General features: G+C 60.7%; 16 protein-coding genes. 4 read left to right on the top strand and 12 right to left on the bottom strand.

The annotated features are described in order from the left end of the window. Positions 1 to 813, top strand: an 813-nt coding sequence (locus tag N8H74_RS28325) for an RHS repeat-associated core domain-containing protein (RefSeq protein WP_262151960.1), incomplete at its 5' end; no start/stop codon positions are given. Further along, positions 813 to 1,229, top strand: a complete 417-nt coding sequence (locus tag N8H74_RS28320) for a hypothetical protein (protein ID WP_262151958.1) — start codon at positions 813 to 815, stop codon at positions 1,227 to 1,229. The genes N8H74_RS28325 and N8H74_RS28320, both read left to right, overlap by 1 nt. A 16-nt stretch (positions 1,230 to 1,245) precedes the next feature. Here the strand turns inward: N8H74_RS28320 and N8H74_RS28315 are convergent, their stop codons facing one another. Next, a complete protein-coding gene (locus N8H74_RS28315; protein WP_262151956.1) occupies positions 1,246 to 3,036 on the bottom strand; it encodes a bifunctional diguanylate cyclase/phosphodiesterase in 1,791 nt (596 codons plus the stop codon). A gap of 134 nt (positions 3,037 to 3,170) precedes the next feature. Beyond that, positions 3,171 to 5,255, bottom strand: coding sequence for a carboxy terminal-processing peptidase (locus tag N8H74_RS28310; RefSeq protein ID WP_217834573.1), 2,085 nt, complete (start codon positions 5,253 to 5,255; stop codon positions 3,171 to 3,173). 180 nt (positions 5,256 to 5,435) lie between these two features. On the opposite strand from N8H74_RS28310, the gene N8H74_RS28305 reads away from it, so the two are divergent. Continuing rightward, positions 5,436 to 6,398: a zinc-binding dehydrogenase gene (locus tag N8H74_RS28305; protein WP_262151955.1), complete on the top strand. Its 963-nt coding sequence runs from the start codon at positions 5,436 to 5,438 to the stop codon at positions 6,396 to 6,398. A gap of 50 nt (positions 6,399 to 6,448) precedes the next feature. On the opposite strand, the gene N8H74_RS28300 is transcribed toward N8H74_RS28305, so the two are convergent. The 6 genes from N8H74_RS28300 to N8H74_RS28275 all read right to left on the bottom strand — a co-directional run bounded on the left by N8H74_RS28300 (position 6,449) and on the right by N8H74_RS28275 (position 11,782). Then, positions 6,449 to 7,102: an HAD family hydrolase gene (locus N8H74_RS28300; RefSeq protein WP_217834575.1), complete on the bottom strand. Its 654-nt coding sequence runs from the start codon at positions 7,100 to 7,102 to the stop codon at positions 6,449 to 6,451. 34 nt (positions 7,103 to 7,136) lie between these two features. After that, on the bottom strand, positions 7,137 to 8,126 hold the full coding sequence (locus tag N8H74_RS28295) for an ABC transporter ATP-binding protein (RefSeq protein ID WP_262151954.1): 990 nt from the start codon (positions 8,124 to 8,126) through the stop codon (positions 7,137 to 7,139). Then, positions 8,123 to 8,923: an ABC transporter permease gene (locus N8H74_RS28290; RefSeq protein WP_262151952.1), complete on the bottom strand. Its 801-nt coding sequence runs from the start codon at positions 8,921 to 8,923 to the stop codon at positions 8,123 to 8,125. The genes N8H74_RS28295 and N8H74_RS28290 overlap by 4 nt, the downstream gene beginning before the upstream one ends. Continuing rightward, a complete protein-coding gene (locus N8H74_RS28285) occupies positions 8,910 to 9,746 on the bottom strand; it encodes an ABC transporter permease subunit (RefSeq protein ID WP_217834599.1) in 837 nt (278 codons plus the stop codon). The genes N8H74_RS28290 and N8H74_RS28285 overlap by 14 nt, the downstream gene beginning before the upstream one ends. Before the next feature lie 5 nt (positions 9,747 to 9,751). Continuing rightward, entirely contained in the window at positions 9,752 to 10,558 is an 807-nt protein-coding gene (locus N8H74_RS28280) for an alkaline phosphatase family protein (RefSeq protein ID WP_262151951.1), read from the bottom strand. A gap of 156 nt (positions 10,559 to 10,714) precedes the next feature. Beyond that, the gene (locus tag N8H74_RS28275; RefSeq protein ID WP_217834579.1) at positions 10,715 to 11,782 is read right to left on the bottom strand and encodes an ABC transporter substrate-binding protein; all 1,068 of its coding nucleotides are present in this window, start codon (positions 11,780 to 11,782) and stop codon (positions 10,715 to 10,717) included. Between the two features lie 352 nt (positions 11,783 to 12,134). Between N8H74_RS28275 and N8H74_RS28270 the strand changes: the two genes are divergently transcribed. Next, positions 12,135 to 12,848 (top strand): UTRA domain-containing protein, encoded by a 714-nt coding sequence (locus N8H74_RS28270; protein ID WP_217834580.1) that lies wholly within the window; start codon positions 12,135 to 12,137, stop codon positions 12,846 to 12,848. Between the two features lie 581 nt (positions 12,849 to 13,429). On the opposite strand, the gene N8H74_RS28265 is transcribed toward N8H74_RS28270, so the two are convergent. The 4 genes from N8H74_RS28265 to N8H74_RS28250 all read right to left on the bottom strand — a co-directional run bounded on the left by N8H74_RS28265 (position 13,430) and on the right by N8H74_RS28250 (position 18,067). Then, positions 13,430 to 15,586: a mechanosensitive ion channel family protein gene (locus N8H74_RS28265; protein WP_217834581.1), complete on the bottom strand. Its 2,157-nt coding sequence runs from the start codon at positions 15,584 to 15,586 to the stop codon at positions 13,430 to 13,432. Between the two features lie 76 nt (positions 15,587 to 15,662). Then, on the bottom strand, positions 15,663 to 15,839 hold the full coding sequence (locus N8H74_RS28260; protein WP_217834582.1) for a hypothetical protein: 177 nt from the start codon (positions 15,837 to 15,839) through the stop codon (positions 15,663 to 15,665). A gap of 187 nt (positions 15,840 to 16,026) precedes the next feature. Beyond that, positions 16,027 to 17,316: a M18 family aminopeptidase gene (locus N8H74_RS28255; RefSeq protein WP_262151950.1), complete on the bottom strand. Its 1,290-nt coding sequence runs from the start codon at positions 17,314 to 17,316 to the stop codon at positions 16,027 to 16,029. A 115-nt stretch (positions 17,317 to 17,431) separates the two neighbouring features. Continuing rightward, complete coding sequence (locus tag N8H74_RS28250; protein ID WP_027613350.1) at positions 17,432 to 18,067, bottom strand: RluA family pseudouridine synthase; 636 nt, start codon at positions 18,065 to 18,067, stop codon at positions 17,432 to 17,434. Between the last annotated feature and the right edge of the window lie 70 nt (positions 18,068 to 18,137).

The raw sequence follows: 18,137 nt of genomic DNA, 5'->3' as shown, positions 1-18,137 counted from the left end.
GACGCCTACGGCAAAATCGCCGCACTCGAACTGGCCGCCCACGACTACCTCGACCAGCCGCTGCGCTTCCAGGGCCAGTACTTCGACGCTGAAAGCGGACTGCACTACAACCGCCATCGCTACTACGACCCGGACACCGGACGCTACCTGACGCCAGATCCGGTGAAGCTGGCGGGCGGGTTGAATCAGTACCGGTACGTGCCGAATCCGACGGGGTGGGTGGATCCGTTGGGGTTGAACGCCAATTGCCCTCCGCCGGGCAAAACCGGTTGTGCGTTGCCGGATGGGGTGGGTGGCTCGGTCGTAAATGAGGGCGAGCCAACGCTGCCGAAGATGACGGCGCAGGAGCGGAGGGCTCGGATTGATGAGTTGGCGGAGGAGAATGCTAAGCGTCGGGTAACTGAGTATGAAGATCTTTATGGCATGCACACCGTCGAAAAACACAGCTCTGAGATTTCTGATCAAGCGCTTAGGCAGCGAGCTATCAACGGCGCGAATCCTCATACAGGAATTGTTCCGAGACGACCAAGAGGAAATCTTAGTTCACAGTTTTATAATTGGCGCTTGCACTTGGGAGCGTTGAACAAAGCGATGACGAAGGATAAGCATGGGTTGATCATGCACACCGGAGTGGATCAAAAAAACAACCCTATAGTGAGGTTGGAGTTACCTGGTGCCGGTCGTGGCTATAGGCCGAATAATCGGGATCCTCAAAATCCTAGCTTAAATGAAAGCCTCAATTGGTTTGAGGTGAAGTTTGATGAAATACAACAGCAAAATCCGTTTACAGGATTTCCTACAGAGGTGAAGTGATGTTAAAGGATCCATACCTGAATGAAGAGTTTGAGCCAAGTCTGATGTGGTTCATTGGCGTACTTGATGTTTATGATCGGGAGGAAACTCGAGGTTTGGCGCTTGAGGTTTATAACCCCAATGATGCTGGTGATAGGGAAGTTCTGATCAGAGAGTATTGCCTGAATCTGCCGTACCTGTCCTATAGACACAAGCTGGTTTTGGTTGAGGCGCTGCAGGAAAAGCTCAGCGATTTAACTTACGATTTTCAGCTTTTGTTCGAAATTGATGAGTACGAAGCCGCAAGTTGGCCTCGTGGAGAGTGGGATTCTTTAGAGAATCCTCGGTTTTTTTTCCAAGACCTCTATGATTTGGCTCTTGAGGTTTGGGAGCCGGATCTAACGAAGGCCTCTATGGAAGATCGGTCTACTTGGTAGGTTTCGACCTTTAATGTCAACGATGACCTGAAACGAGTGCTTCGGTAAAAGGTAGAGCATTCAGGCTGTCGATAACATGCACACTAAACCCCTGCACATTCTTCGCATGATGCTTCGCCTGCGAAGCCATCTCCGCCAACTGACTCGCGTCCAGTTCCGCACAAGCCTCGGGATGCAGATGCACCACGCCAATCGACAGTGACAACAACGGAAACTCCTGCCTCACGCCTTGGCGGTTTGGCGCAACAAAGCACCCGGCCTCCAGGTGTTCGGGTCGGTAGAAGCGGCGGCATTGGCTCTGGAAGTCGTCGAGTAACTGGTTGAGCCGTTTGCGCCAGTCTTCCGGGCCGAGGACGAGGAGGAAGTCGTCGCCGCCGATGTGGCCGACGAAGTCGCGGGAGGGGTCTACGCGTTCGTTCAGGCATTGCGCCAGGCACAGCAGGACTTCGTCACCGCGACCGTAGCCGTAGATATCGTTGAAGGGTTTGAAGCTGTCGATGTCGACGTAGCAGATGATCGATTCGCGGCCTTGTTGCAACAGACGGGTCAGGCATTGCTGGATCGGCACGTTGCCCGGCAGCAGGGTGAGCGGGTTGGCGTAGCGGGCCTGCTGGATTTTCAGTTCGGTGATCAGTTTGAGCACGTCGATCACCCGACCCAGGCCCAGGTAGCTGCCGTTAAGGGTGATGATGAAATCTTCCTCGATCCGTTGCCGGGCGCGGCTGGTGATCAGGCGGCTGACCTGTTGCAGCGACTGGCTCATTTCCACGGCGAGAAAGTCGTCGCTCATCAGGCGGCTGATCGGTTTGCGGGCAAACAGGTCGGTGGCGAAAGGCTTGAGCAGCGCATCCGACAACGAGTGGCGATGGACGATGCCGCACGGCTGACCCTGCTCATCGAGCACCGCCAGCGAGTTGAGGTTGGCCTGGCGGCGAAAGGCTTCGAGCACGTTGGCGGTGGGTGTTTCACGGCCTACGGCCGGTTGGTCGTTGAGCAGGGCGCTGAGGTCGCTGCCTTCATCATTCAGGGCCACGGCGGCGCTGTCGTGCTTGGGCATCACGGCGCGGGCGTCGCGCGGCGGGTGTTCCTGAGGGCGCCCGAGCAAGTAGCCCTGAACCAGATCCACGCCCATCTCGGTCAACACCGCCAGTTCTTCCGGTAGCTCGATGCCTTCGGCAATCACCTGCGCGCGGGAGGCCTTGGCGATTTGCAGGATCGAGCCGACGAACTCACGCTTGAGCGCGTCCTGATGAATGCCGTCGATGAAGTGCCGGTCGATCTTCACGTAGTCCGGGCGCAACTCCGACCACAGGCGCAGGCTGGAATACCCGGCACCGAGATCGTCCAGCGCAATGGAAAAGCCCATGGCGCGATAGTGATGCAGTGCGGTTTGCAGCAACTGGAAGTCGTCGATCGGCGTCTGTTCGGTCAGCTCGATCACCACCTGACTCGGTGGAATGCCAAAATCCTGAAGCAGTTGCAGGGTACGCCCCGGTTGGTGCGCGGCTTCGAGCAGGGATTCCGGCGAGACGTTGAGAAACAGCTTGCCCGGCAGTTGCTGTTCGTTGAAGCGGCGGCAAGCGCTCTGGCGGCAGGCGATTTCCAGTTCACTCAAACGACCGGCCTGGCGGGCGACCGCAAACAGCGCGATAGGCGAGTGCAGCGGGCTGTTGGAAGGGCCTCGGGTCAGGGCTTCGTAGCCGAGAATGCGCCGCTCGGAGAGGCAAATGATCGGTTGGAACAGGCTGTGTAAACCGCTTTGAGTCAGGATCGAGCTCAAGGCACTCAGCTGTTCGGTCGTCGTCATGGCAATCTCTGGCGATAAAAAAAGGACTGGGAGCGCTCTTGATGAAAAGAGCCGCTCCCAGTCCTTTATTGCACGACAGAATGATGACTGTTTGATGACGATCCGGGGATCGTCAGCATTAAATTGCCATCACCTTACTTCTTTGCCACCTGATTGCTCAGCTTCAGGTAGTCCAGCAGCACGCGCCCTGTCTCGCTCAGGTAGGCGTCGTCTTCCGGTTTGATCTTGTCCTGATCGGCTGCGGCGAGGGCATCCTCGTCCTCTTTCTTCAGCTCTTTGAGCGGTTCTTCGCCTTTGGCCTTGCGACGGATGTTTTCCATCGCCAGTTGCTTGGCGTCGATGTCGGCGTGCTGGGCACGACGGTCGGCTTCATTGAGGCTGACGGTTTTTTCTTCGAGCAGCTTCTGCGCAAGAGCCAGTTTGTCGCGGATGAAGGTGAATTCCGCATCCTTGGCCGTGCGGGCGTCATGCTCGGACTTGAGCTGCGCCAGGAACGGTTTGAACGGGTCGGTCGCCGGTTTGATCGCCGCGCGGATGGTGTCCCACGGCATGGCTTCCGGCAGGGCGCTCTCGCCGATTTCCTTGGTGTCGATGATCGACGGGTAGTCGATGTCCGGCAGTACGCCCTGATGCTGGGTGCTCTGGCCGGATACCCGGTAGAACTTGGCCAGGGTCAGTTTCAGTTCGCCGTGGTTCAGCGGCTGAATGGTCTGTACGGTGCCTTTGCCGAAGGTCTGGCCACCGATGATCAGCGCGCGGTGGTAGTCCTGCATGGCGCCGGCGAAGATCTCCGAAGCCGATGCGGAGAGGCGGTTGACCAGCAGCGCCATCGGGCCTTTGTAGAACGCGCCCGGGTTTTCGTCTTCCAGCACGTCGACCCGGCCATCGGCATTACGCACGAGGACGGTCGGGCCTTTGTCGATGAACAGGCTGGTCAGCTCGGTGGCCTCCTGCAGGGAGCCACCCCCGTTGTTGCGCAGGTCGATGACCACGCCGTCGACTTTCTCTTTCTGCAGTTCGGTCAGCAGTTTCTTGACGTCGCGGGTGGTGCTCTTGTAGTCCGGATCACCGGCACGGAACGCCTTGAAGTCGAGGTAGAAGGCCGGGATCTCGATCACGCCGAGTTTGTAGTCCTTGCCGTCCTGTTTCAGGTTCAGCACGGATTTCTTCACGGCCTGGTCTTCGAGCTTCACCGCTTCACGGGTGATCGGCACGATCTTGCTGGTCTGGTCGTTCGGTGCATTGCTCGCCGGGATGACTTCCAGGCGTACCACGGTGCCTTTCGGGCCACGAATCAGCTTGACCACTTCATCCAGGCGCCAGCCGACCACGTCGACCATCTCTTTGTTGCCCTGGGCAACGCCGATGATCTTGTCGGCCGGTGCGACCTGCTTGGTCTTGTCGGCAGGGCCGGCCGGCACCAGGCGCACGACTTTCACCTGGTCGTTGTCGCTCTGCAACACGGCGCCGATGCCTTCGAGGGACAGGCTCATGTTGATGTCGAAGTTTTCCGCGTTATCCGGCGAAAGGTAATTGGTGTGCGGGTCGTAGGACATCGCGAAGGTGTTGATGTACGCCTGGAAGATGTCTTCCGCGCGGGTCTGGTCCAGGCGCGCCAACTGGTTCTTGTAGCGCTTGGTCAGGGTTTCCTGAATCTGCTTCGGCTCTTTGCCGGCGATCTTCATCCGCAGGACTTCGTCCTTGACGCGCTTGCGCCACAGGTCGTCGAGTTCTGCGGTGGATTTGAGCCAAGGGGCGTCCTTGCGATCGATCAGCAAGGTTTCCTTGGTGGTGAAGTCCATCTTGTCGACGCCTTTGTTCAGCTCGGCAAGGGCGAAGTCCAGGCGCGCCTTGACGCGATCCAGATAACGCTTGTAGATGGTGAACCCGGCGTTGAGGTCGCCGCTCTTGAGGAAGTCGTCGAACTGGGTCTTCCACTTGTCGAATTCGGCGATGTCGCTGGCCATGAAGTAGCTGCGCGACGGGTCGAGCAGCTTGATGTAGCTGTCGTAGATGATCACCGAGCGCGCATCATCGAGCGGCGGCTTGCTGTAGTGGTGGCGCTTGAGCAACTCGACGACGTTCAGACTGGCGATCACTTCGTCGCGATCAGGCTGCAACTTGTCCCAGCTGTTGGCTGCGAATGTGCTGCCCGATACCGGCAACAGGCCGATACCAATGAAAAGAGCGAGGGCGGTGCTGGGGAGCAAATGCTTCATGCTGATTCGACGCGGGGACAATTGATAACGCATATTAGGCCGTCTTTGAAGTCGCCGTACCTCCACGCTCTGTAGGAAAACTGCCGTTGAGTTTCCCGACAGACCCCAGGGCCGGTCGCATAATGCAAAAAGCCCGGCGCTACAGCTTCGGGCTCAGTCCAGACTCACTATGGAGGCAGTGTGAAGGCATTGCAAGGCGTTGAAGGTCAAGTGGCATGGGTTGAAGAGCCGAGTCCTACGTGCGATGTAGGACAAGTTCGCATTCGAGTGGCGGCAGCCGGCCTCAATCGCGCCGATTTATTACAGAAGGCAGGTCTTTATCCGCCGCCGCCAGGGGCCAGCCAGGTACTCGGTCTTGAGTGTTCCGGGGTGATCTGCGAGGTCGGCGCGGGCTCTTCCTGGCAGGTCGGGGATCGGGTTTGCGCCTTGCTGGCCGGGGGCGGGATGGCCGAAGAGGTGGTCGTCGACGGACGGCATGTGCTGCCGGTTCCGGAAGGCGTGTCGCTGATCGAGGCCGCCGCATTGCCCGAGGTGTATGCCACCGTCTGGCTGAATGTGTTTCAACTTGCGGCGCTCAAGCCGGGTGAGAAAATTCTCTTGCACGCCGGGGCAAGTGGAATCGGTTCAGCCGCCATTCAGCTGTGCAAGGCCTTTGGCAACCCGTGCTGGGTCAGCGTCGGTTCCGCCGAGCGATTGAGTTACTGTGAAGCGCTGGGCGCCCAGGGCGGGGTGATACGCACCGACGATCTGGAAAGCCTGCGCGACCTCGGGCCGTTCGACGTGATTCTCGACCCGGTGGGTGGCAGCTACTCGGCACTCAATCTCAAGCTGCTGGCGCAGGACGGTCGCTGGGTGTTGATCGGTCTGATGGGAGGCCGCGAGGCGAAGCTGGATCTGGCCCAGGTGTTGTCCAAGCGTGTGCAGTTGCTGGGCTCGACCTTGCGCAGTCGTGACGATCAGTTCAAGGCTGATCTGTTCAGCGACCTGGGTCAGCATGTCTGGCCGCTGTTCGCCGAAGGTCGTTTGAAGCCGCAATTGGCCCGGACCTTCGCGATCAAGGATGCCGAGGTGGCATTTGCCGAGTTGGCGAGCAATACCGTGGCGGGCAAGGTGGTACTGGTGATCGACGAAAGCCTGAGCTGAAACGCAAAAACGACGGGAGCGAGCAGGCTCGCTCCCGGATTAAATCTTTGTCACGTCCAGAGATGGATCGGCCAGTTGGATTGCTCGGCGTGTTCGCGCAGCACCGGATCCGGATTGACCACATGCGGGAAATCCACTTTCAACAGCAGCGGCAGGTCGTTGCGTGAGTCGGAATAAAAACTCGCCCCCTCAAGGTTTTCCTCTTCGGCGTCCAGCCACTCCAGCAGGCGGGTGATCTTGCCTTCGCGATAGGTCAGGGTGCCTACGGTGTGGCCGCTGTACACGCCATGGGCAACTTCCAGTTCGATGCCCAGAATCTCGTCGATACCCAGACGTTCGGCAATCGGTTTCACCAGGTGCGTGCCCGACGCCGAGATCACCAGAATCCGGTCGCCGGCCTTGCGGTGGGCGGCGATGGCTTTGGTGGCGTCACTGAAGATGATCGGTTCGATGAAGTCCTCGACCCACGGTCCGACCAGATGCTCGACTTCTTGCGGCGTGCGGCCGATCAAGGGTTCGAGGCTGAAGTCCATGTACTCTTCCATGCGCAATTTGCCGTGGCTGTAAGCGTCCATCAGTTCGTTGTTTCTGCGCATGAACGACTCGGGATCAACCCAGCCCAGCCGACCCATCTGCTCGCTCCAGAGGGTGGCGCAGTCGCCGTGGATCAGGGTTTCGTCCAGATCAAAAATTGCCAGAGCCATCAGTGCAGTTCTCTCTTCAACGTCAGCAAAGTCATCAGGCTACCTCACACAGGGCCGTCGGATCGATGGAAAGCGCCAGGCGCTGACCGTCGGGATGCAGGTCCGCCGCCGAACGGTTGAGTACATCCACCACCAGCTCCACGCCCCGAGCCTCGACGCGATAGCGGATCACGTTGCCCAGCAGGCTGTGGCTGCGAATCTGCGCGTCGGGTTCGCCGTCCAGGCTCAGTTCGATGGCTTCCGGGCGGATCGCGATGCGATGGTTGACCGGGCGCTGCAACAGCTTCGAGGCGCTGTCGGCATCCAGCAGGTTGTAGTTGCCGATGAAGCCGGCAGCGAATACGTCCACGGGGGCCGTGTACAGGGTTTCGGCATCGCCGCTCTGGACGATTTTTCCCTGATTCATCAGGAAAATCCGGTCGGACATGGTCAGGGCTTCTTCCTGATCGTGGGTGACGAAAATCGTCGTCAGGCCAAGTTCGCGCTGGATCTGACGGATCTGTTCGCGCAGGTGCTTACGAATCCGCGCATCCAGCGCCGACAGCGGTTCGTCCAGCAACAACAGCCGTGGACGGGTGACCAGCGAGCGGGCGAGGGCCACACGTTGGCACTGACCGCCGGAGAGCTGGTGCGGATAGCGGCTGGCGAAGTCGTGCAGTTCCACCAGTTTCAGTGCTTCGGTCACGCGTTTGTGGCTGTCGTCGGCGTTGACCTTTTGCATGCGCAGGCCGAAAGCAACGTTCTGCTCCACGGTCATGTTGGGAAACAGCGCGTAGCTCTGGAACACCATGCCGATCCCGCGTTTCTGCGGGCTCAGCGGGACGATGTCGACCCCGTCGAGCAGGATCTTGCCGCCATCCACCGGCGTCAGGCCGGCGATGCAGCGCAGCAGGGTGGACTTGCCGCAACCGGACGGGCCGAGCAGGGTGACGAATTCACCCTTCTGGATTTCGCAGTTGATGTCGCTGAACACCGTGGTGCCCGCGTAATGCTTCTGAAGGTGTTGGACGCTGACATAGCTCATTCGCTTTTGTCCTTGTTCAAAATGTTGGCGACCCAGGTCAGGACCAGCACGAAAAAGAAGTAGGAAATCACCAGCGCACTGGTGAAGTGGCCGCTGCTGTTACGCATGTTGTTGAGGTAGACCTGCAGGGTTTCGTAGCGGGTGCCGACCAGGATGTTGGCGAACACGAACTCGCCGAACAGGAACGAGAACGACAGCAGCAGCGCGACCATCAGGCCCTTGCGCAGGTTCGGCAGCACCACCAGCAACGCCGCTTGCCAGGTGCTGGCGCCGAGCAGTTGGGCGGCGTCCATCAGGTCGCGCAGGTTGATCGCTTGCAGGTTGTTGGTGATCGCCCGGTACATGAACGGCAGCGCCACGGTGAAGTAGCAACCGATCAGGATCCACGGCGTACCGACCATCGCCAGCGGCCCGGAACCATAGAGCTGCAACAGTCCCACCGACGACACCACCGGCGGCACCGCGAAGGGCAGCAGGATCAGGATGTTCATCAGCGCGTCGAGTTTCGGAAAGTGGTAATGCACCACGAACAGCAGCGGCAGGATCAGCACCACCGAGAGAATCAGCGCGCCGACGCACACCAGCAGCGACTGACCGAACGCGTGCAGAAAGCGCGGATCGCTCCACAACTGGATGTACCACTTGAAGGTGAAACCGCTGGGCAGGATGGTGGCTGACCAACTGCTGGCGATCGAGTAGATCAGGGTGCCCGCCAGCGGCAGCAGCAGGATGGCGAACAGCAGGTACACCACGACGCGGTGGTAGACACCGGCCGGGCCGGATTCAGCGCGAGACATGGTAGCTCCTCTTCAGCAGCAGTTGATGCACGACGGTCACCACGGTCATCAGCGCCACCAGCACCACGGCCAGGGCGCTGGCCATGTTCGGATCCAGGGAAATGTCGCCGGAGACCATCGCCGCAATGCGGATCGGCAATACGTTGAAGTTGCCGGTGGTCAGCGCGTAGACCGTGGCGTAGGCGCCGAGGGCGTTGGCGAGCAGGATCACGAAGGTGCCGAGCAGCGCCGGGGTCAGCACCGGCAGGCCGATGTGCCGCCAGAACTGCCAGCCGCTGGCGCCGAGCAGGGCGGCCGATTCGCGCCAGTCTTCACGCAGCGCGTCGAAGGCCGGGTAGAGCAGCAGCACGCCAAGGGGAATCTGGAAATAGGTGTAGAGAATGATCAACCCGGTTTTCGAATACAGGTTGAAGTCCTGAATGATTCCGGCCTGCTTCAGCATGATGGTGAAGCTGCCGTTGAACCCGAGCAGGATGATGAACGCGAAGGCCAGGGGCACGCCGGCGAAGTTGCTGGTCATGTTGGCGAACGCGTTGACGAAGTTGCGCAGCTTCGAATCGACCCGACGCAGCGAGTAGGCGCCCAGCACCGCGATGACGATGCCGAACACGCTCGACCAGAAGCTGATTTCGAGGCTGTACTGGATCGCCTGCAAATAGAACTTCGAACTGAAGATCTTGCTGAAGTTGGCCAGGCCCCAACCGAACTCTTCCGATTGCAGGCTGTTGATCATCACCCAGACCAGCGGGGCGATTTCGAACACGATAAAGAACAGGGCGAAGGGCACCAGGCACAGGGCCGCCAGCCATTTGCCACGCGTCATGGAATTCACTTGAGCAACTCCCGGCACACAGGTTTGTCGTGGGGCACGCCGAGCAGTTCGCAGACAGTGCCGCAAATGTCGGTCTGTTTTGGCGCGGCATCGGCGTGGAGGCTGAAGGCGTCGCCGAGGACGAACAGCGGCACCTGACGTTCTTCCGGCAGCAGGCCGTTGTGCGAGCGGTCGTTGTTCATGCCGTGGTCGGCGGTCACCAGTACCTGATAGCCGGCGTCGAGCCAGGTCTGCAGGTAGTCCGCGAGGATGATGTCCGCCGAACGGGCGCTGTTGCGGTATTGCGGGGTGTCGAGGCCGTGCTTGTGCCCGGCGTCGTCGATGTTCATCGGGTGGATCAGCAGGAAATCCGGCCGGTGGCGCAGGCGCAGGTTTTCTGCGTCGGCGAACAGGTGCGAATCCGGGTAGTGATCGTTCCAGTAGAAATGGCCGTGCTGGATCGGCAGGTCCGGGTCGTCGGTGTGACGGTCGCGGGCGGCCACGAACGGCGAGCGGTTATACAACTCACTGACCCAGTGGTAAGCCGCTGCGGCAGTTTTCAGGCCGGCGTCGCGCGCGTAGTGATAGATGCTGCGCTGGCTGGACAGGCGCGAAACGTTGTTGTGGACGATGCCGCTGTCGATCGGTGGCACGCCGGTGAGGATGCATTCGTAAAGCGGTCGGGACAGGGCCGGCAGCTCGCACTCCAACTGGTAGAGCGCGGCGCGTCCTGCGCCGACATAAGCCTGCAGATGCCCCATGGCGTGACGGGCGACCTCGTAATTGAGGCCGTCGAGCACGACAAGGATGACGTTGTGCTTCATAGGGGCAAAAACTCCGCGAAATTCAAGGATTCCGAAATCAGCTCAATCCCCTGCGGGAGCGGGCTCGCTCGCGAATGCGTTGAGTCATTCAACAATGACGTTGTCTGACGCGGCGCCTTCGCGGGCAAGCCCGCTCCCACAGCAGGGGCTACAGCCTTATTGCATGTTGATGATCACTTCTTCCTGCCACTTCTGTGGCAGCGCCTTGGAGGTCTTTTCCCACGCATCGGCGTCCTTGATCGGGGTGACCTTCTTGTACTGCTCGTTCGGCAGCAGCTTGGCCTTCACGTCTTCCGGCAGTTGCAGGTGCTCGGCGCGGATCGGACGTGCGTTGCCGCGTGCCAGGTTGGTCTGGCCGGCGTCGCTGAAGATGTATTCGCGGGTCAGCTTGGCGGCGTTCGGGTTTTTCGCGTACTTGTTGATGATGGTGGTGTAGCCGGAAATCACCGAGCCGTCGGACGGAATCAGCACCACGTAGTCATCCGGTTTGGCCATCTTGGCCTTGTAGCTCAGGCCGTTGAAGTCCCAGACCACGCCGACTTCGACTTCGCCTTTTTCCATGGTGGCGATGGTCGGGTTGGCGAGCGACAGACGACCCTGCTTGGCGATGTCGGCGAACAGCAGCAGTGCAGGCTGCAGGTTCTTCTCGTCGCCACCGTTGGCCAGTGCAGCGGCGAGCACGCCGTTGGCGGCTTGCGCGGCAGTGCCTACGTCACCGATGGAAACCTTGTATTTGCCGCCCTTGAGGTCAGCCCATTTGGTCGGTATTTCGGAGCCGTGCAGCAGCGACTTGTTGACGATGAAGGCGATGGTGCCGGTGTAGGCCAGCGCCCAGTTGCCATCCTTGTCCTTGGCCCATGCCGGCACTTGATCCCAGGTGCTTGGCTTGTACGGTTGCGTGACGCCTTGCTTGACCGCGATCGGGCCGAAGGCCGCGCCGACGTCGCCGATGTCAGCGGTGGCGTTGTCTTTTTCGGCGGCGAACTTGGCGATTTCCTGGGCCGAACTCATGTCGGTGTCGACGTGTTTCAGACCGTAGTTTTTCGCCAGGTCTTCCCAGGTGCCTTTCCAGTTGGCCCAGTCATCGGGCATGCCGACGCTGTTGACGGCGCCTTCCGCTTTCGCAGCGGCTTCCAGGGTTTTCAGATCGGTGTCGGCCGCCATGGCGGCGGTGCACATGGCAATGGTCGAGCCTAACAGTGATGCCAGGAAAAGCTGTTTCATTCCGAAGCTCCTTGGGTCGTGTTCAACGCTGCGATTGCGGTTTGTGTTGGTCTAGGTCAGCAATACCTGAGCCAATTTAAGGGGGCTGGATGACACTTTGATGTCGGTGATTGTCCCGAAGGCCTTTTATTTGCCCGGTATCGACGGCTGCCCGATAAGCGTAGACCAAGCGCAAAACCCCGCAGGGCAAGGGACTTGGCCGATGTATTGCAAGTCGTGAGAGCGACCGTTCGGTAGTTTTGTCATCTCTCGGTCATCTGCACTGCCTAGGCTTGCAGCACGACCAAGCGGCGCGACAGCTGCGCGGTTTTGCCCCGAAACAGTGCTGGTCTAGTCCAGATAGGTAACGTTGATGCGTGATGAGGCAACAAAAGCGGTGACAGCCATCGGCCAGATCCTGCAGGAGCAACTCGACCACGGCCTGCTGGCGCCCGGCAGCAAGTTGCCGGCCGAGCGCAAGCTCAGTGAGTTGTTCGGCACGACCCGGATCACGGTGCGTGAGGCGTTGTTGCAACTGGAGGCTCAGGGCCAGATTTATCGCGAGGAGCGCCGTGGCTGGTTCGTTTCGCCGCCGCGCCTGGCCTACAACCTGATGCAGCGCAGCCACTTCCACGCGATGGTCAGTGCCCAGGGGCGGGTGCCGTCGACCGAGGTGATTTCGGCGCGGCTGCAACCGGCGTCGGCGGCCATTTGTGCGTTGTTGCAGTTGCCGGCGTTGTCGAGCGTGATTCAGATTTGCCGGTCGCGGCGGATCGATGGGCGGTTGGTGTTGTATGTGGAGCATTATCTGAATCCGCAGTTTTTTCCGGGGATTCTGGCGTTCGATTTGAATCAGTCGATTACCGAGCTGTATGCGCGGCATTACGATTTGCACTACGGGCGGGTGCGGTTCGAGATTGTGCCGACGTCGCTGTCGGTGGATGCGGCGGCGGCTTTGCGGGTGTCGGTGGGGAGTCCGGGGTTACGGATTGCTCGGGTCAATTATGATCAGCATCAGCGGTTGATTGATTGTGATCTGGAGTTTTGGCGGCATGATGCGATTCACGTTGGGGTCGATGTTGTTTGATCTGGGGTGATTGGTCTTGGCGGCCTTTGGGCCGACCAGGTTGTGGGGTAATTGAGTACATATCCGTTTCTTCGGTAACGGCTTCTTATGGTTTCGCCCTGACGGCGACTCACTTTTTTGACAAACGCCTCAAAAAAGTAAGCAAAAAAAGGCTTGCCCCTGCGTTCGGCCCTCGCAGGCTCGGGTTCCTTCGCTCCGGTGTCCATCCGGGGGCATCGCCTCCGGTTTGCTGCGCTGCACCTCCTCTCGATGTGTTCGACTTCGTCGAACGGCGCTGCGCGCCAACCCCCGGATGAACACCTCCACTCAGCCTGCCGAAGGGGCGGGTGGATCAAGATCAAAAGCTTTGTCGAGCTAACGCTCATCCTGGTGAGTGGTGAGTGGTGAGGAGCGGTGGTGGGCTACCTGAGCTGCTTTTGCTTTCTTGTGGGAGTGGGCTTGCTCACGAAGGCGGCCTTCGGGCCGACCGGGTTCTGGCGGGTGTACGCCTTCTTCACTGCCACTTCGGTCAGTTCCCTCGCCCTCCGGGAGTGGGGCGCGATTTTGATTTGATCCGGGATTGAGGTAACGACGCTAATCGCTCACTCCTTCGCCTGCCCGCCACCCGCCGTCATCACCTGCACATTCATTCTCGGCGTCGCCAGATCCATCCCGGCCTCATCGAGGTGCCGTTTCAGTGACAGGTTGAACGCTCGCGAAACTTCCCATTGTTTGATCGGGGCGGTCTTGAAGCGGGCGCGTAGGATGGCGTTACCGGATTCGAAGCTTTCCACGCCCTGGATTTCCAGTGGCGACCAGATGTTGCGGCGTTGCAGTGGGTCGGTGCGCATTTTCTGGCCGACGTCGCGCATGAGTTTGATCGCGTCGTCGATTTCCATGTTGTACGGCACCGCCACCCGGAAGATCGCGTAGCCGAATTCCCGGGAGTAGTTTTTGATGCTTTTGATTTCGCTGAACGGGATGGTGTGGACGATGCCGTCGATGTCCCGCAGGCGCACGGTGCGGATGGTCAGGCCTTCGACGGTGCCGAGGTGGCCGCCGACGTCGACGTAGTCGTCGATGGCCAGTGAGTCTTCGATGATGATGAACAGGCCGGTGATCAGGTCGGCCACCAGCGATTGTGCGCCGAAGCCGATGGCCAGGCCGATCACGCCGGCACCGGCCAGCAGGGGCGTGACGTTCATGCCCATGTTTGCCAGGGCGACGATCAGCGCGATGATGAAGATCGCCACGAACAACACGTTGCGGATCAGCGGCATCATCGTTTGTGCGCGGGCGTTGGCCAGGCCTTTGCGGGAGCGGGTTAGGGCGTGGTGGACGGCGGTGTCACTGAGGATCCAGATCAGCCAGGCGAAGATCAGGGTGCCGATCAGGCTGAACAGTTTGACGCTGATGTCGTGGCCTTCGCCCTCCGCGAAGCCGATCAGTGATTGGCCCCACACGCGCAAGCCCAGTTCGATGAACGCCAGCCATACCAGCAGGTGAGCGAGGGTGTAGAAGAAGCTTTTCAGGCGTTCGGAATACAGCGCGTGGCGTTTGGCGCCGCGTTGCGGTTTGAGGGCGTGGCGGCGGACGAGGCCGTTGATGACCATGCACAACACCAGCAGCACGGTGCAGATCAGCGACTGGCGTAACGCGGTGCTGGTGTCGCCGGCGGAGACGAAGGTGGCGAACAGCGAGACGCCGACCAGCACCAGCGCCGGTACGTACCAGAAGCTGCCGAGGATTTCGATGGTGTCGCTGAGGGCGCGGCGGGTCAGGCGGCGGGACAGGGGCTGGTTGCGGATCAGGTGGGCGATCGGCCGGCGGAAGCGCAGGATGAACAGGCCGGTCGACAGCGCCGCGAGGACATTGGCGACGGTGGCGGCAGTGTGCGCCAGGTGTACGCCGAGACTGTCGATCAGGCGCGGGTCGCTCAAGGCTTCGCCGAATGCGGCAAAGCTGCCGATCAGCCACAGCGGCCGGAATGCCTGATGGCGCAGGATATACAGCGCCCGGTGACGGTGTGGGCCGTCGAGCAGGGAAAAGGCGATCACGCAGATCGCCGAGAAGCAAGTGCCGACCACCAGTGCATAGGCCAGGACCATTGCCAGGCTTTTGCCCAGCGATGACGGCAGGGCGTAGCTCATGTAGACGGTCATTACCAGGGCGATCAGCCACGGCCCGAGCTTGCGCAGGGCGAAGCGCAGCATGTCGAGGGCCTTAGGGTGTTGCGGCAGCTCTTCGGTCAGGCCGAAGCGCATGCGCACCCGATGCCCGAGCCAGATCAGCGCGGCGGCGAGCAGGCTCCAGACCATCAGGATCACGGCGAAGCCGAAGATGATCGGCAGCCATTCGCTGGCCGGCAACATCAGCGCATACAGTTCGTCTTTGGCCTGGTCGAATTCCGCGGACCAGCGGGTGATCGGGCTGTCGGCGCCGGAGAACTGTTTCTCGAAACTGGCGAGGGTGCCGCCGATCAGGCCGAGCACGCCTTCTTCCGGAGTGGCCTGGGCTTTTTTGCTGGCATCGCGCAGTTTCTTCAGGTCGCTCAGCAATTGAGCGCGTTGCTTGTCGTTTTCCAGCGACTTGATGACTTCGTCGAGGGACTGGCCGAGCGGTGCCTGGGCCTCGGGCTGGGTGTTGCCCGAGTTATTGAGCAGTCCCGGCAACCCGACTGCCTGGGCGGGCGCCAGGGGCAGCAGCGTCATCAGGCAGATCAGCAACAGACAGGGCAGGGCAAAAAGACGAGCGAACACTAGGCGGTCAACCTCGCAAGGGGCGTGTCCGCCCGAGTGTACGAGGCCGTCCGGTGCAATGCGAGCCGGGCACGGATTATTCGTTGAGTTTGGCGAGGATCTTGTAAACCACGGTGGCCAGGATCAACAGCATGCCGATCCACATGGCGAACACTCCGGCGTTCTTGTCCCGGAAGTTGAAGCCGATCGCCAGCAGGATCATCCCGCAGAGAATGGGGATGAGCATGGAGTGGAACGCGGACATCGAGATCATGGCGACAGCCTTGTCGAAGGGGATGATTCAAGTCTAGGTGGGTTTTTGACGAGCGGTGGTGATGTGTATCAGAACTGAGTCAGTACACGGGTGAAATGTGTCGTGACTGAGCCGGCGCGTTCGCGAGCAAGTCCGCTCCCACGGGATCCTGTGTGGGAGCGGGCTCGCCCTCGAAGCTTTTTCAGGATTACGGCAATTCGCGACTGGCGTAGAACGCGCTCAGCACTTTGACCAGATGCTTGAGGTCATGGCTGCCGCACAGTTCGCGGATCGAGTGCATGGCGAAGGTCGGCAGGCCGATGTCCACCGTGCGCACGCCCAGGTGGCTGGCGGTGATCGGGCCGATGGTCGAGCCGCAGCCCATGTCGCTGCGCACCACGAAACTTTGCACCGGCACTTCTTCGGCCATGCACAGGTGGCGGAAGAATCCGGCGGTTTCGCTGTTGGTGGCGTAGCGCTGGTTGCTGTTGACCTTGATCACCGGGCCGGCGTTGAGTTTCGGGCCGTGGTTGCCGTCGTGTTTCTCCGCGTAGTTCGGGTGTACGCCGTGGGCGTTGTCGGCCGAAACCAGCAGGGATTTCTGGATGGTGCGCACGAACTCGTCGCCTTCCGGCAGCACGCGGCGCAGGGTCTGTTCGAGCATCGGGCCGTCGGCGCCACAGGCCGAGCAGGAGCCGACCTCTTCGTGGTCGTTGCACACCAGCACGCAGGTTTCTTCGGTGTCGGCGGTCAGCAGGGCTTGCAGGCCGGCGTAGCACGACAGCAGGTTGTCGAGGCGCGCCCCGGCGATGAAATCACCGTTCATGCCCACGACTGCCGCGCTCTGGGTGTCGTAGAAACTCAGCTCGTAATCGAGCACCACATCGGCGTTGAGGCCGTGTTCGCGGGCCAGTTGATCGGTCAGGACCGCGCGGAAGTCGACACGCTCGTCACCGGCGAACTGCGCGAGAATCGGCGGCAGTTCGGTCTGGGCATTGATCGCCCAGCCCATGTTGGCTTCGCGGTTGAGGTGGATCGCCAGGTTCGGAATGATCGCGATGGGGGCCTTGAAATCGATCAACTGACTCTCGACCTTGCCGTCGCGGCGGAACGTGACGCGGCCGGCCAGCGACAGGTCGCGGTCGAACCACGGGGCCAGCAGTGCGCCGCCGTAGACTTCGACGCCGAGCTGCCAGAAGCCCTGGCGTTGCAGTTCCGGCTGCGGTTTGACCCGCAGGCACGGGCTGTCGGTGTGGGCGCCGACCAGACGGATGCCATCGTGCAACGGTGAGCTGCGGCCCATTTTGATCGCGACGATCGAGGAGTCGTTGCGGGTGACGTAGTAACGGCCGTTGGCTTCGATGTTCCACGGCTCGCGCTCGTCGAGGCGCACGAAACCGGCGGCCTCCAGACGTTGAACAAGGCTGGCGGTGGCGTGGAACGGGGTAGGGGAGGCCTTGAGGAAGTCGATCAGGCCTTGGTTCAACTCTTCGCGCATAAGAAGCTCCAGACAGCGATGGGCGGGAGTTTAACGCATCGGCCAGGGAATTGAATCTGAACCCCGAACCTTGTGGGAGCACGCTCGCTCCCACCTGTTTAATCCGGATTGAATGTCAGAACGGCGCCGGGCACTCGAAACGCAGGCGTTCGCCCGTTTGCGGATGGGTGAAGCTGAGCATGCTGGCGTGCAGGCACAGACGCGGCCACGCCGCCAGGGCCTGTTCGTGGGCATAGAGCCCGTCGCCGAGCAGCGGATGCCCGATGGACAGCATGTGTACGCGCAACTGGTGCGAGCGGCCGGTGATCGGCGTCAGCTCGACGCGACACCAGTCGCCACAGCGCTCCAGCACGCGCCAGAAAGTCAGGGCGTGTTTGCCGAATTCGTGGTCAACCACATGCCGGGGTTTGGTCGGCGGGTCGTAGCGCAGGGGCAGGTCGATGCTGCCGCTGTCCAGTTCCGGCTGGCCCCAGCACAGGGCGGTGTAGGCCTTTTCGGTTTCGCGGTCGTGAAACTGCCGCGACAGTTCGCGGTGTGTGTCGGCGTCGCGCGCCAGAAGGATGATGCCGGAGGTTTCCCAGTCCAGGCGATGGACGATTCGCGCTTCCGGGTAGCCGTTTTCCTGCAAACGGGTGATCAGGCAGTCCTTGTTGTCATCAGCCCGGCCGGGCACCGAGAGCAGCAGGGTCGGTTTGTCCACCACCAGTACGGCGGCGTCCTGATGGATGATGCGGATGTTGGACAACGGCATTAAAACAGCCTCGTAACAAATGCCAACGGCGGCTCAGGGCACTTCCGGTATCGGAAGGCCCTGAGCCGCC

Origin of the sequence: Pseudomonas sp. B2M1-30, from assembly GCF_025447575.1 — a bacterium.
Taxonomy (GTDB): domain Bacteria; phylum Pseudomonadota; class Gammaproteobacteria; order Pseudomonadales; family Pseudomonadaceae; genus Aquipseudomonas; species Aquipseudomonas botevensis.
Note: the sequence above shows the minus strand (reverse complement) of the source record. Positions and strands in the feature narration are given on the sequence as shown.